10 protein-coding genes are annotated in these 13555 nt (G+C 64.9%); 5 read left to right on the top strand and 5 right to left on the bottom strand.

The genetic code is table 11. The annotated features are described in order from the left end of the window. Window positions 1–182 precede the first annotated feature (182 nt). On the top strand, window positions 183–1364 hold the full coding sequence (locus QCE63_RS29155; protein WP_309838007.1) for a 4-hydroxybenzoate 3-monooxygenase: 1182 nt from the start codon (window positions 183–185) through the stop codon (window positions 1362–1364). A gap of 55 nt (window positions 1365–1419) precedes the next feature. Here QCE63_RS29155 and QCE63_RS29150 read toward each other — a convergent pair whose 3' ends face one another. Continuing rightward, window positions 1420–3684, bottom strand: a complete 2265-nt coding sequence (locus QCE63_RS29150) for an amylo-alpha-1,6-glucosidase (protein WP_309838006.1) — start codon at window positions 3682–3684, stop codon at window positions 1420–1422. A 179-nt stretch (window positions 3685–3863) separates the two neighbouring features. Here QCE63_RS29150 and QCE63_RS29145 point away from each other — a divergent pair, with 179 nt between their 5' ends. Continuing rightward, the gene (locus tag QCE63_RS29145) at window positions 3864–4658 is read left to right on the top strand and encodes a sulfite exporter TauE/SafE family protein (RefSeq protein ID WP_309838005.1); all 795 of its coding nucleotides are present in this window, start codon (window positions 3864–3866) and stop codon (window positions 4656–4658) included. A 226-nt stretch (window positions 4659–4884) separates the two neighbouring features. Further along, window positions 4885–6606 carry an acid phosphatase gene (locus QCE63_RS29140; protein ID WP_309838004.1) on the top strand — a complete coding sequence of 574 codons (1722 nt, stop codon included), beginning with the start codon at window positions 4885–4887 and terminating at the stop codon, window positions 6604–6606. A 16-nt stretch (window positions 6607–6622) separates the two neighbouring features. On the opposite strand, the gene QCE63_RS29135 is transcribed toward QCE63_RS29140, so the two are convergent. Next, a complete protein-coding gene (locus QCE63_RS29135; protein WP_309838003.1) occupies window positions 6623–7015 on the bottom strand; it encodes a RidA family protein in 393 nt (130 codons plus the stop codon). Between the two features lie 199 nt (window positions 7016–7214). On the opposite strand from QCE63_RS29135, the gene QCE63_RS29130 reads away from it, so the two are divergent. Further along, a complete protein-coding gene (locus QCE63_RS29130) occupies window positions 7215–8120 on the top strand; it encodes an NAD-dependent epimerase/dehydratase family protein (protein WP_309838002.1) in 906 nt (301 codons plus the stop codon). A gap of 79 nt (window positions 8121–8199) precedes the next feature. Here QCE63_RS29130 and QCE63_RS29125 read toward each other — a convergent pair whose 3' ends face one another. Beyond that, window positions 8200–9309: a malate/lactate/ureidoglycolate dehydrogenase gene (locus QCE63_RS29125; RefSeq protein ID WP_309838001.1), complete on the bottom strand. Its 1110-nt coding sequence runs from the start codon at window positions 9307–9309 to the stop codon at window positions 8200–8202. Between QCE63_RS29125 and QCE63_RS29120 the strand changes: the two genes are divergently transcribed. Further along, entirely contained in the window at window positions 9293–9547 is a 255-nt protein-coding gene (locus QCE63_RS29120; RefSeq protein ID WP_309838000.1) for a hypothetical protein, read from the top strand. The two genes, QCE63_RS29125 and QCE63_RS29120, sit on opposite strands and share 17 nt — an antisense overlap. Here the strand turns inward: QCE63_RS29120 and QCE63_RS29115 are convergent. Next, window positions 9493–10962 (bottom strand): M20 family metallopeptidase, encoded by a 1470-nt coding sequence (locus tag QCE63_RS29115; protein ID WP_309837999.1) that lies wholly within the window; start codon window positions 10960–10962, stop codon window positions 9493–9495. The two genes, QCE63_RS29120 and QCE63_RS29115, sit on opposite strands and share 55 nt — an antisense overlap. 130 nt (window positions 10963–11092) lie before the next feature. Further along, window positions 11093–13534: a penicillin acylase family protein gene (locus QCE63_RS29110; protein ID WP_309837998.1), complete on the bottom strand. Its 2442-nt coding sequence runs from the start codon at window positions 13532–13534 to the stop codon at window positions 11093–11095. Window positions 13535–13555 lie beyond the last annotated feature (21 nt).

The following is a 13555-nucleotide window of genomic DNA, read 5'->3' as shown; positions in this document are numbered from 1 at the left end:
CGGCCGGCCGCTCCCGCCGGCCGTTGGTTCGTAGGGATTTACCCTCGTTTTTCCAAGATTTGCCGCCTTTTACCCCCTTTATCTCGAAATAAGATATTTCTTATCCAGGCTATCGCATTGCTGCATAGAAGCAAGCTGTCGACACTGTACGCACAACATCACATTGCCTCTCGGAGACAAACATGCGTACTCAAGTCGGCATCGTCGGCGCGGGCCCGGCCGGGCTTCTTCTTTCTCACCTGTTGCATTTGCGGGGTATCGAATCGGTCGTGCTCGAGGCGCGCAGCCAGAACGACATAGAATCGACGATCCGTGCCGGGGTGCTCGAACAAGGCACGATGGACACCCTCAATCAGGCCGGTCTCGGCGCTCGGATGCAGGCTGAAGGCGCGTTGCATCACGGCTTCGAACTGGCTTTCGAGGGGCAGCGCCGCCGCATTGCGCTGACCGAGCTCACCGGCCATTCGATCACGGTCTACGCCCAGCACGAAGTCATCAAGGATCTGGTCGCGGCGCGGCTCGCTGCGAACGGCGCGCTGAAGTTCAATGTGTCGGACGTCTCGCTGCACGATTTCCACGAAGGCAGCGACCGCAAGCCGCGCATCGCGTACCGGCACGAGGGCCGCGACGAGACCCTCGAATGCGATTTCATTGTCGGCTGTGACGGCTCGCAAGGTGTCTCGCGTCAGTCGATTCCCGAAGCGGTGCGGCAGGATTATCAGCGCATCTATCCGTTCGGCTGGTTCGGCATTCTGGTGGAGGCGCCGCCCTCCTCGGACGAACTGATCTACGCCCGTCACGATCGTGGCTTTGCGCTCATCAGCACGCGGTCGCCGGGCGTGCAGCGCATGTACTTCCAATGCGACCCGAAAGATACTGTCGATGCCTGGTCCGACGATCGCATCTGGGCCGAACTGCACGCACGTGTCGATACCGCCGATGGCTGGCAGATCACCGAAGGCCGGATTTTCCAGAAGAACATTGTCGGCATGCGGAGTTTCGTGTCCACGCCGATGCAGTCCGGCAAGCTGTTCCTCGCCGGCGACGCCGCCCACATCGTGCCGCCGACCGGCGCGAAAGGCCTGAACCTGGCGGTGTCGGACGTGCGCGTGCTGAACGCCGCGCTCCTCGACTTCTATCAGGAAGGCAGCGGCGAGAAGCTGGCGCAATACACGGCAACCGCGCTCAAGCGGGTCTGGCGCGCCGAGCACTTCTCCTGGTGGATGACGCGCATGCTGCACAAGCTCGATGACACTTCGCCGTTCGAACAGCGTCTGCAGGTGGCGGAGCTGGAACACGTGACGACCTCGCGCGCGGCCGCCATCGCGCTTGCCGAGAACTACGTGGGCAGCGTCGCGGTTTGAGCCTGTTTGAGGCTGAGCGCCCGCATGGCGCCTGACGGCGCCATGCGGTGGCACCTTATAGCACCGCGACCACCCTCACATCGCCCTCGACCGACGGAATCACCTGCCCGCCGACGCGCCGGAACGTGATCGTCACGTTTTTGTCGCCAAGGCGAAGATCCCCGATCTCCAGCCAGTCGATGCCCTCGGGCAATTGCGGACGGTCGATGCGCACTTCGTCCTTCACCGCATCCACCGACACGCCCAGACACGCTTCCAGGATCATGAACGGCGTACCGGCTGCCCAGGCCTGCGGCAGACACGCGACGGGATAGGCGATCGGCCGTTCGCCGCGCTGACGCGTGAAGCCGCAAAACAACTCGGGCAGGCGCATGTCGAAGGTAACGGCCGCCTCGAACAGCGCCTGCAGCAGGCCGACCGCCGCGCCGCGGTCGCCGTAGCGGGCCAGACCGCGCGCACACAGGGCGGTGTCATGCGGCCAGACCGAGCCGTTGTGATACGACATCGGATTGAAGCGCGGCTGTCCCGCCGCCAGCGCGCGCACGCCCCAGCCGGTGTGAAACAGTGTGGATTCGAGCTGACGGGCAACCGCTTCGCCTCGTGTCCGGTCGACGAGGTCGAAGGCCAGCAAATGTCCTGCGTTCGATGACAGCACGCGGCACAACTCGCCCTTGCCGTCCAGCGCAATGCCGTAGAAATCCATCTCCGGCATCCAGAACATTTCCTCCACCCGCTCGCGGATGTGACGCGCACGCCGCTCGAACTCGCCGGCACGCTCTTCTTCGCCCCGTTCGCGCGCGAGACGCGCCATCGTGGAAAAGGCCGTCGATGCATAACCCTGCACCTCGACGAGGGCAATTGGACCGATCGGGAATTTGCCGTCCGCGTGAAACACGGAATCCTGGCTGTCCTTCCAGCCCTGGTTGGCAAGACCGTGTTCGGAGGCACGCTGATAGTCGAGGAGGCCCCACGGATTCTTGTCGCAGTGGCGCGCCACCCAGTCGGCCGCGAGTTGCAGCGCAGGCCAGATTTCGTCGAGCAACGCGCGGTCGCCGGTGCGCTCCGCGTAGGCGCCCGCCAGCACGATGAACAGCGGTGTGCTGTCCACGCCGCCGTAGTAAAGCGCAAACGGCACTTCGCCGGTGGCAGCCATCTCGCTCTTGCGCGTTTCGTGCATGATCTTGCCGATTTCGGCGTCGCGGAACGCCGAATCTTCGCGGGCCTGGTGTGCGGCCAGGAAGCGCAACACGCCGCGCGCGAGTGTGGGATGCAGCCAGAGCATCTGCAGCGACGTGATGATGGCGTCGCGCCCGAACGCCGTGGAAAACCACGGAATGCCGGCGTACGGATACGGACCGGTCTCGAGATCCGTGGTCAGCAAGCCAAGATCCGCCAGGGAACGATCGATCCATTCGCTGAAAAGCGGATTGCTCGAACGCACGCGTGCGCTGGCCCGGCGCCGGTCCCGCATGCGCCGGTGCGCCTCGACAAGCGCTTCGCGGATGGCTGGCCGGCCCGATTCGGGCTCGCACTCCGCGGCTTCAGCCGCGTTGCGCTTGCTCTCCTCGCTGGCATCGCTCAAGGCCCGGGTAATGGCTGTGACAGACAGATAGACCGAAATGGCCGTCTCCGACTGGATATGCAGCGCGTAATCGGCGCGCGACGGCGACAGCACGTCCGGCGCCGGCGTGAACTGGATGCGCGCGGTGCGCTCCACTTCATCCAGACCGACATAACGCAGCACGACCTCGCCGTTTTCGACCACCGGCGGACGCAGACTGCCGCGCTTGCCGCGCTTCGCGCCGCGCACCTCGAACATGTCGAGGAAATCCGCCTTGAAGGAAATGGACAGCGGTACCGTGGATGGCTCCGTGCCGTAGTTCGTGAGCACGATACTCTCGTGCAGCACGTGCCCGGACAACACGCGCTTGCGTTCGACGTGAATCACGCCTTCCGGCGTGCGCGCGCCGCCGATGGGCGGCAACGGCCGGTTCGTCAGATGCGCGGTGAATACAGCGTTGTCGCTCGATACGCTGCCAGACAGCAGTGAAGGAGCGCGGCCGCCGAAGGTCAGGACGAGTTCGGACAGCACCCGCGTGTCGTTGACGAACAGGCCGTCGTCGCCGCCGCGGATGTCGCCGTTGGCGTCGTACACGGCGAACGTATTGCCCGACTTGAGCACGAACTGGCGCTCGCTCGGCATGTTCGAATGCTCGGTGGGAATAAAGGCCTCGTCCGTGCCGGCGGGCTTCAACTGCGCTTCCGTCTGCTGCTGTTGTTGCTGTTGACCGGGGTCTTGCTTCTGTTCCTGATTAGTCATTGCACCTTCCTGAAAGTGATCTGAAGGGTGTTCGTGAACTACGATTGAATGCACCCGGAGTGGCGCTGCACGCGCCGAACGCCCGTGCGGACGGCACCTGCACGCACCCGGTAAAGCGCTTACCCGCTATCATCGACGGTTTTTCGACTCCACCAGGCCTGACGGGTTCTCTGCGCGCAATGTCATTTCCGCATATTGATCTACTCTATTCCGCCTCGGGCCTCGCGGTGGGTTTCCTGGTCGGACTGACGGGCGTGGGCGGCGGTTCGCTGATGACGCCGCTCCTCGTCCTTCTGTTCGGCATTCACCCGGCAACAGCCGTGGGCACCGACCTGCTCTACGCAGCCGCAACGAAGAGCGCGGGCACGCTGGTACACGGCCTCAAGGGCTCCGTGGACTGGCGCATCACCGGCCGGCTCGCGGCGGGCAGCGTGCCGGCAGCCGCCATCACGCTCTATTTCCTGCACGCGCACGGCATAGGCTCGCCGGATACCGCACGCCTCATTCAGGTGATTCTCGGCAGCGCACTGCTGATCACCGCCGTTTCGCTCGTCTTCCGCCCGCAACTCGCGCGCCTCGCCTACCAGAAGGGCCGCAACCGCCCCGCGCAGCCGGCGCGCACGGTTGCCTGGACCGTCTTCACCGGCGCCGTGCTCGGCGTGCTGGTGTCGATCACCTCCGTGGGCGCGGGCGCGATTGGCGTGACCGTGCTCCTGCTGTTGTATCCGCGGCTCGCGACCGTGCGCATTGTGGGCTCGGACGTGGCTCATGCCGTGCCGCTGACGCTGATTGCCGGCGCGGGCCACTGGATGCTCGGTTCAGTGGACTGGTCCCTGCTCGCCTCGCTCCTCGTGGGCTCCATTCCCGGTATTGCCGTGGGTAGCATGCTCTCCTCGAAAGCGCCCGAAGCCCTGTTGCGACACATGCTCGCCGCCACCCTGCTGCTCGTGGGAGTCAAGCTCGTTTTCAGTTGATGTTAGTCACGTCGCATGATGGTTTCCAGTCGGCCAAAAGACATAGGCCGATTCTGACCCTGCCGCATCCCGCCCACGCCTGATTCCGTATTCGTCCTAGGCCATTCGGCCAGCTTTCACACGGCCGGCCAATGCGGCATCATGGCCGCTCCATCGACCGCCGGGTAATACGGGCGTCTGGCATGCGTCATCAGGCGTGTGCCGTGTCTTCACGAGGAGTCAGGCGATGAATCAGAACGACCATCCGCAAAATGAGCTTTCTGGCGAGCATGCACCATCGAGCAACGAAGGCTCGGCCAGCGACGCTCCCGCGGACCCCGCGCGCCGCAGACTGCTGGCTGCGGGCGTCGCGGGCGTGGGTTTCGCCGGGCTGACGCTCAGCGGTTGCAACCTGTTCGAACAAAAGCCGTCGACACTGAAGACAGCGGCAGACCTCGCCCTCGACCGCACACTTGCGGCCCAAGTCAGGAACATCGTCGTGATCTACGCGGAAAACCGCAGTTTCACCAATCTCTACGGCAATTTTCCGGGCGTTCAATATCCGCTCTCGGGCGTGCCTGCGTCGCACTACACCCAGCTCGACCGCGACGGCGTCACGCCCATGCCCTCGTTGCCGAAGATCTGGGGCGGCCTCGTCCCGCAGGCACAGGAAGTGAACGGCGTGCGTTACGCTATTTCCGAGCAGCAGATCACCGGCTTGCGCAACGGGCCGTTCCAGATTCCAGATGCCCACGGCGCGCCGCTGCCCAACTCCGTCATCACACGGGACCTCGTGCACCGGTTCTATCAGAACCAGATGCAGATCAATGCCGGACGCAACAATCAATTCGCGGCGTGGGGCGATTCAGGCGGCCTCGTCATGGGTCATTACCAGAATTCCCCGGACACCCTGAAGCTTTGGGGACTCGCGCAGCAATACACCTTGTGCGACAACTTCTTCATGTCGGCATTCGGCGGGTCATGGCTGAACCACATCTTCCTGATCTCGGCTCAGCCGCCCTTTTACACAGACGCCAGCAGCGGTCAGGCAGCCAAGCTGCTGGCCGTGGTCGAAGGTGACGACCCCACGGGTTCGCGTCTGAAGCTCGCGCCGAACTCCCCCGCGTCAGCCCTCGAAGGCCCGCCGAAGTTCGTCCGCGACGGCGCCCTGACCGCCGACGGCTTCGCGGTCAACACCATGTTCCCGCCGTTCCAGCCGAGCAATGTGCCCCCGCCGCCCGGTGGAGATCCTCACTTGGCGGACAGGGCCAACGCGCTCGTGCTGCCGCCTCAGACGTACGCGAACATCGGCGACCGGCTGTCCGCGAAGAACGTCGAATGGGCATGGTATAGCGGTGCATGGCAATACGCGCTGGACCATCGCGACACCGGCGCGGTGCCGGATTTCCAGTATCACCATCAGCCCTTCAACTACTTCGCCAACTACGCACCCGGCACGGCCGCGCGCGCCCAACATCTGCGCGACGCCGGTCTTGGCGACGACCCGTCCACGAACAAGCTGCTCGCCGACATCGACGCCGGCCGCCTGCCCTCCGTCACGTTCTACAAGCCGCAGGGCAATCTCAATATGCATGCGGGCTATGCGGACGTCGCGTCGGGCGACCGCCACATTTCGAATGTCATCGAGCATATCCAGCGCGGGCCGCAGTGGCAGAACACCGTCATCATCGTTACCGTGGATGAAAACGGCGGGTGGTGGGATCACGTGTCCCCGCCCAAGGGAGACCGTTGGGGACCGGGCTCGCGCATCCCAGCCCTGGTGATCTCGCCTTTCGCGAAAAAAGGCTATGTCGATCACACCGTGCACGACACCAACTCGATCCTCCGCTTCATCTCACGGGTGCATGATCTCGAACCGCTCGAAGGTGTCAACAGACGGGACCGGGCGATGGCCGAACGCGGGCAGGCGCCGCTCGGCGACCTGACCACCGCGCTCGACCTGACCTAGCGCCAAGCATGTGCCGCTAGCCGCGCTCGACCCACGCGCGCGCGGCTATCTCGATCAGATAGCCATAGTGCAGCGCGCCCACCGGCACCACGGCGCGCGCCGGCTTCCACGCGCCGAAATGGCGCGCGTAGATCTCGTTGAACGGCTTCCAGTGCTCGACGCCGGCAAGGTACACCGTCACCTCGATGCAGTCGCCGAGGCCCGCGCCCGCCGCCTCCAGCACGGTGCGCAGGTTGGCGAGCGTCTGTTCGGCCTGCTCTTCGAACGGGCGATCGCCGGTATGCGTGCCGTCCGGACGCACGGGCAACTGGCCCGAGACGCAAACGAGATTGCCCGCCCGCGTCGCGTGGCTGTAGTGGCCCGCGGGAATCGGCAGGCCAGGAGCGTTGATGAGTTCGATCGGTGGCATGGCTGTTTCTGTCGATTGATGTTGAATGAGGAGGAAAGCGCCTGTGCATCATCACCCGCTGCTGGCGATCGAAGCAAACCGAGCGCGCCGGATTCTTGATCTGGAGTCAAGTTTGATTTGAAACTATCACTGTTTTTGCGAAAGTCGAAGCGGTTCATACTCGCTTCATCGAATCGGGATCATCCACTGGAGCAAGAACATGAACATTTTCATCACGGGTGCAGGCGGTTTCATTGGCGGGTCAATCGCCGCCGGGCTCGCGCGTGACGGACATCACGTCCGCGGACTCATCCGTCGCGCCGAACAGGCCGGCGACCTGAAACAACTCGGCATCGAGCCGGTCATCGGCAGTCTGGACGACGCCGTGCTGCTCGCCGCCGAAGCCCAGGCCGCCGACGCGGTCATCAACGCCGCCAGCAGCGACCATCGCGGCGCGGTCGAAACGCTGCTTCGCGCGCTCGAAGGCTCGAACAAGCCGTTCCTGCATACGAGCGGCTCCAGCATCGTCGGGGACGCGTCGGGCGGCGAGGCATCGGAGCGGATCTACACCGAAGACGATCTGCCCGAACCGACAGCCGACAAGGCGCCGCGCGTCGCCATCGACCGTCTCGTGCTCGACGCCGCCCGCCGCGGCGTGCGCTCGGCGGTGCTGTGCAACACGCTGATCTACGGCCATGGCGTGGTGCCGGGCGCATGCAGCGTACAGTTGCCGCGCCTCGAGAGACAGGCAAGGACAAGCGGCGTCGTGCGCCACGTCGGCCGGGGCCTGAATATCTGGTCGAACGTGCATATCGACGACGTCGTGGAAGCCTATCGGCTCGCGCTCCAGAAGTCGCCCGCCGGCACGTTTTATTTCGTCGAAAGCGGCGAAGCGCAGTTTCGCGACATGACCACGGCAATGGCGCGCGCGCTCGACCTGCGTGGCCCGGAAGACTGGCCGCTGGAGGAAGCAATCAAGGAATGGGGCTATGAAATGGCCTCTTACGGTCTCGGCTCGAACAGCCGCGTGCGCAGCCAGCGCATCCGCGAAACGCTCGGCTGGCAGCCCGCGCGGACGTCCGTGATCGAGTGGATCGAAAACGAACTCGTCACTAAACCAGCCTAAACGCACACGACAACGCACGACCCGCGCCGCGCGGCAAACTGGCTTGACCAATTTGCCGCGCAGCCTGAAGCCCCGCCGCTTATTTCAACGCACTCGAATAACGCTCGACATCCGCTTGCGGCATGCCGGATTTTTCCGCCGATTCACGAATCTGCCGCCACGTGGTCGGATCGACGGCAATGCCCTTCGCGCCATACTCCGCGCGGCGCGCTTCTTCCGCATCGCCCGGCGCCAGGATCTCATCCACGCCCTCGGCACGCGGCGAAGCCTTCATCCAGGCAAGAAACGCTTCCGCTTCCTGCTGCGCGGCGGGCGCGTCGAACGCGTTCGGGTCGAGAATCACCGAGGTCATGCAGTTCATGATCGCACTCGTCTTCTCCAGCGTGCTTTCATGCGTCGTGTAACCGCCCGACAGCGCCCCGCCGAAAATCTCGCACAACGCGGCGAGCCCCGAGCCCTTGTGCAGACCGAACGCAGTCAGCGTACCGAAGGGCTCCTCGTGCATGACCTTCGGCTCGACGGTCGGATGCCCTTCGTGGTCGAGCAGCATGCCCGGCGCAACCTTCACCCCCTTGTTGTACGCGACGCGCGTCTTGCCGTACGCGATGCCGGCCGTCGCGAAGTCGAGCACCAGCGGGGCTTTGCCGTCGCGCGGATAAGCCGCGCAGAACGGATTCGTGCCGAAACGGCTGTCGATGCCGCCGAACGGCGCCACCAGCGGATCGCCCGCGACGTTCACGAAATGGAAGGACACCAGACCGGCCTTCGCGCACTGCTCCGCCCAATGACCGATCCGGCCGATGTGATGCGCGTTGCGCAGGCCGACCGCGCACACGCCGAGTTTCCTGGCGCGCTCGATGCCATGTTCCATCGCCTCATAGGCGACCACCTGGCCAAAGCCCTTGCGGCCGTCGATGCTCAATACCGCGCCGGCATCGCGCACAATCTCGGCATGCGTGTTGAGTTGCAGTTGCCCTTCGGCGAGCGAAGCGACATAGCGCGGAATCATGCCGATGCCATGCGAATCGTGCCCCGACAGGTTCGACATCACCAGGTGGTCCGCGATCAGTTCGGCCTCGCGCGGCGCACTGCCGGCGTGGGTCCAGATGGCGCGGACATAGGCGTGCAGCGTGTCGGCGGCAATGCGCCGGTCCGGGGCGTTCGTGCTGGGCGTGGAAGATGCGTTCATTGCGACACTCGTCTCCATGGTGATTGGCTTGCGCGTCCAGCGTCAGGACGCGTGCGGGCTCATCACTTTACCGACGATCAACTGGCCTTACCAGTTTGAATTCGCAGTTTTCCGCAAACGGTCGAAAAAAAGCCCGGACAAGCCGGGCTTCAGTGAAGCATGGATCTTTCGACGCCTGCAACGTCAAGGCGCCAGCGCGATCACTTCCGCCACCGACGCCGTCAGCTTCTTCGCGTAAGACACATGAAGGAATTCGTTCGGCCCATGCGCATTCGACTTCGGACCGAGCACGCCGCACACCATGAACTGCGAGCGCGGGAAGCCTTCTTTCAGCGTGTTCATCAATGGAATCGTGCCGCCCTGCCCCATGAAGGCCACATCCGCGCCGAAATGCCGCCGTGACGCGTCGTTCAGCGAGCTGGCGAGCCAGGGCGCGAGGTCGGGCGCATTCCAGCCTGTCGCCGCGCCCGCTTCCGGTTTGAACGTCACCCGGGCGTTATAGGGTGGATCGAGTTCCAGCAAGGACTTCAATTGCGCGACCGCCGCCGTCGCTTCGACAAGCGGCGGCAGACGCAGCGACAACTTGAACGCCGTGCGCGGCGCCAGCACGTTGCCGGCATCGGCGAGCGCCGGCAGGCCAGCCGCGCCTGTCACGGTCAGCGAGGGACGCCAGGTGGACTTGAGCAGCGCCTCGTGCGGGTCCGTGGTCGTCGGCAGGACACTGCCGCCGTCCTGACCGCAGCTCCAGGGCAGCTTTTTCCAGACATCATCGCCGAGGATGTTGGCGGTGACCGCGGCTTCGCGCTGACGCAGCACCGGAATCTCGCAATGGAAATTCTTCGGCAGAAGATCGCCGGTGCTCGCGTCCTCGAGGCGTTCGAGCAGTTGCCGCATGATGCGGAAGGTCGACGGTGCAATGCCGCCGTAGCCGCCCGAATGAATGCCCTCGTCGAGGACCTGCACCTCCAGGTCGCCGCTCACCAGACCGCGCAGCGACGTGGTCAGCCACAACTGATCGTAGTTGCCCGCGCCCGAATCCAGACAGATCACCAGACCGACCTCGCCGAGCCGGTCGCGCAACGCGTCGATGTAGGGCAGCAGGTCATAGCTGCCCGACTCCTCGCAGGTCTCGATGATGCCCACGCAACGCGGCCGCTCCACGCCTTGCGCATCCAGCGCCGCGAGCGCCGTGATGCTGGCATAGGTGGCGTAGCCGTCGTCGGCGCCGCCGCGGCCATAGAGCTTGTCGTTCTCGAGTTTCGGCGTCCAGGGGCCGAGGTCGTTGCGCCAACCTTCGAATTCCGGCTGCTTGTCGAGATGGCCGTAGAGCACCACGGTTTCCGTGCTGCCCGAACGGGTCGCGGGCGCTTCGAAGAAGATGACCGGCGTGCGCCCGGCCAGGCGCACGATCTCTACTTTGAGTCCCTTGACCGGTTGCGTTTTCACCCAGTCCACCGCGTCCGTGACCACGCGCTCGATGAAGCCATGGCGCGCCCAGTCGTGGTCGAACATCGGGCTTTTTGCAGGAATGGCGATGTAGTCAGTCAGCGCTGGAACGATCTCGTCGTTCCATTTGCGTTCCACAAAATCGCGCAGCGCAGCGGAGTCCAGCCGCACCGCCTCGTCGTGTTGCATGCCGCCGCCGGTCGTCATGAGCGTATGTCCATTGAAGCAAAATCTCATGATAGACGGGATTCACGCCAGACTCGAATTGGGAAGGCATTGCTCATACAATTTGCTTGATTGTCCTCAACGCACGGGCCCTTGCGTTTCAGCAACTTCATCACGGCGCAGCCGATACCACCACGCGCGTCACAGCCGGATCGGCGTCGATGGCCTGTTCGGTGAACGGAAAGCGCGACCAGCGCCTCACCGCGAATGCGCGGGTCGCGTCGCCGGAGTGGGGCGATGCGGGATCGTCGGATTCGGAGTGCGACAGCATCGTGTCGGCTTCCACTCCGTCTGTCCCGTCCGCTCCAAAAGTCACGACCTGGACATAGCTATCGCCCTGCCCGTTCGGCTCCAACGGATAGCCTTTCGCGTCCAGCGGCCGCCGCGCGCACACCACCGTGAAATATCCCGCCTCGTCACACCCGCCGTAGAGCGGCACGCGCGCGCCCTGGCGCGTCGTATAGAGCATGTCGCCGCGCCGCGCGTCGAGTGCGAAGCCGTTCAGCCTGAGCGCCAGCGCCGCCCCGCCCAGCGCCTGACGCAAGTCCTGCAGCACGGCCGGATTGTCGACGTTGAAGTCTGACGGCGTCGCAAGCGGTTTGTCGGGATCGAAACCCGATGCATACAGCCGCTCGGGCGCAATGCGCGTGATGCGCATCCAGAACTCGTCCCACAGGTTGGCGCCGCGCGCGTCGATGTCCGCCGTCCCGTTCCACTGGCGCAGCACTTCGCAGGCATCGTGCAGGTTGGAGAGCGCATCGTTGACGGTGCAGATGGCGTCGAGCAGCGGCTTGCGGAACAGCCGTTCGGACATCGAGTGAGTCTCGAGCACGGCCGTTTCCAGCGCCTCGCGCGTCACACCGCCACGCTCGCGTTGCAGGCGCGCGGCGAGCAGATGGCCATAGCGCGTGCGCAGCGACTGCTCGACGCGCGTGGCCCCCGCGACGCGCGGATAGCCCGTCAACGGCGCGTTGGCATTGGTGAGCCAATAGCTGTCGTTGAAGTTGCCGACATAGTCGCCGCGCACGGTATTGGGCAATTGCCCGACGGCCAGCGCGCCCGCTTGCACACTGCCCGGATCCACGCGCCACGCGCAGGCGCTTTTGGCGCCGTCAAGGAACGGCACCCCCGGCACGCGCCCCGCGAACGCACGGCCGGCGGGCGTCGTGCAGGCGTCCGCGAGGTCGTCGGGGACATTCGGAATCGGGCCGATGTCCGCGAACCACACACGTGCATCGCCGCGACCGATGGCGAAGGTGTTGACCCACGGCATGCCAACGTCGCGTTTCTGGATCGCGATGAAGTCGTTCAGCGAACGCGCCTGATTCCATGCGAAAAAGTTCTGGAAGGCACGCAGGTTGTCGGCGTTGATGTCGGCGAGCGCGTAGGCGCGCTGCGCGTTCCAGCCGAGACCCGCCGCCTGCGCGGACAGATCGACGACCGGACCATAGCGGGTCTTGTAGAGCGTCCGCGAAACAGTCTCGTAGGAACCATCGGCGCGCCGCGTGCGCACCGTGAGCGGCACGGGCGTCATGGCCTCGCTCTGGCCGTCGACGAGATAGCGCGTCGGATCAGCCGGATCCAGCGCGAGCTGGAAAATGCCGAAGCGCCGCGCGCTCGACACCGTATGCGTCCACGCGACGTTCTCATTGAAGCCGAGCACGATCAGCGGCACGCCGAGAAACGACACGCCCGCGACGTTCACCTTGCCGGGAATCGTCAGCTGCGCCTGATAGAAACGGTCCGGTCCGCGCCAGAACCAGTGCGGATTGCCGAACAGGATGCTGCGTCCGTCGTGCGTCACCGGTGCGCCGAACGCGAGCGCATTGCTGCCGATGCCGGGCGTGTCGCCGATCGCAAAACGCAGCGTGTCCGCTGTCTGCTCCGGTGCGTCGAGTGCGCCGTGCGGCGCGGTCGTGGCGGCGGCAGGCGGATGGGCCGTCGCGATCGGAGTGATGAAGCGCACCGAGCCGCCCGCCAGATTGGCCGCGATCAAACGCCGGTAGATATCGTCCGCGCCGATTTTTCCGAGCCAGGGCTTGCCCCGGCACGCCGCATGCGCGCCCGGCGAACGGCCGGCGTCGAGATCGGCGAGATAGCGGTTGTAGCCGCTGGCGAAACCATCGATCAGATTGCGCAGGTCGGCCGGCTGCGCCGCGCGAAAGCGGTCGAGATTGGGCTGCTCGCCGATCAGCTTGAAGAAAAAGTCCGAGTCGATGTTGCGCGGCTGACCGAAGGTCGCGGGCGCTGTCGGACGAGCTTCCGCGCCAAAGAAGGCGGAACGTTCGCCGCGATAGGTGACGAAGGCATCGGCAAGCGTGCACAGGTTATCCTCCGCCTGTGCATAGCCGAAGCCGAAGCCCAGGCTGCCCCAGTCGGCGGCGCGGATATGCGGAATGCCGTCGCGGGTGCGGCGGATTTCGGCGCTCCACGCGCCTTGCGCGGTCTGTGCGGAGGGGGAAGCGACATCAGAGGATGCCGGCGCATACGCGCAACCGGCCAGCAAGGCGCTCGCGAGCACACCGGAGATGACGAGGCTGATGGTCTGATTCATCGCGCGAGTCCCTCGGTCCAG

Origin of the sequence: Caballeronia sp. LZ065, assembly GCF_031450975.1 — a bacterium.
Classification (GTDB): domain Bacteria; phylum Pseudomonadota; class Gammaproteobacteria; order Burkholderiales; family Burkholderiaceae; genus Caballeronia.
Note: the sequence above shows the minus strand (reverse complement) of the source record. Positions and strands in the feature narration are given on the sequence as shown.

Coding starts and splice junctions, on each gene's coding strand:
- QCE63_RS29145 (WP_309838005.1), top strand. CDS start 3,864: ATGTCATTTCCGCATATTGATCTACTCTATTCCGCCTCGGGCCTCGCG.
- QCE63_RS29125 (WP_309838001.1), bottom strand. CDS start 9,309: ATGAACGCATCTTCCACGCCCAGCACGAACGCCCCGGACCGGCGCATT.
- QCE63_RS29130 (WP_309838002.1), top strand. CDS start 7,215: ATGAACATTTTCATCACGGGTGCAGGCGGTTTCATTGGCGGGTCAATC.
- QCE63_RS29135 (WP_309838003.1), bottom strand. CDS start 7,015: ATGCCACCGATCGAACTCATCAACGCTCCTGGCCTGCCGATTCCCGCG.
- QCE63_RS29155 (WP_309838007.1), top strand. CDS start 183: ATGCGTACTCAAGTCGGCATCGTCGGCGCGGGCCCGGCCGGGCTTCTT.
- QCE63_RS29110 (WP_309837998.1), bottom strand. CDS start 13,534: ATGAATCAGACCATCAGCCTCGTCATCTCCGGTGTGCTCGCGAGCGCC.
- QCE63_RS29140 (WP_309838004.1), top strand. CDS start 4,885: ATGAATCAGAACGACCATCCGCAAAATGAGCTTTCTGGCGAGCATGCA.
- QCE63_RS29115 (WP_309837999.1), bottom strand. CDS start 10,962: ATGACGACCGGCGGCGGCATGCAACACGACGAGGCGGTGCGGCTGGAC.
- QCE63_RS29150 (WP_309838006.1), bottom strand. CDS start 3,684: ATGACTAATCAGGAACAGAAGCAAGACCCCGGTCAACAGCAACAACAG.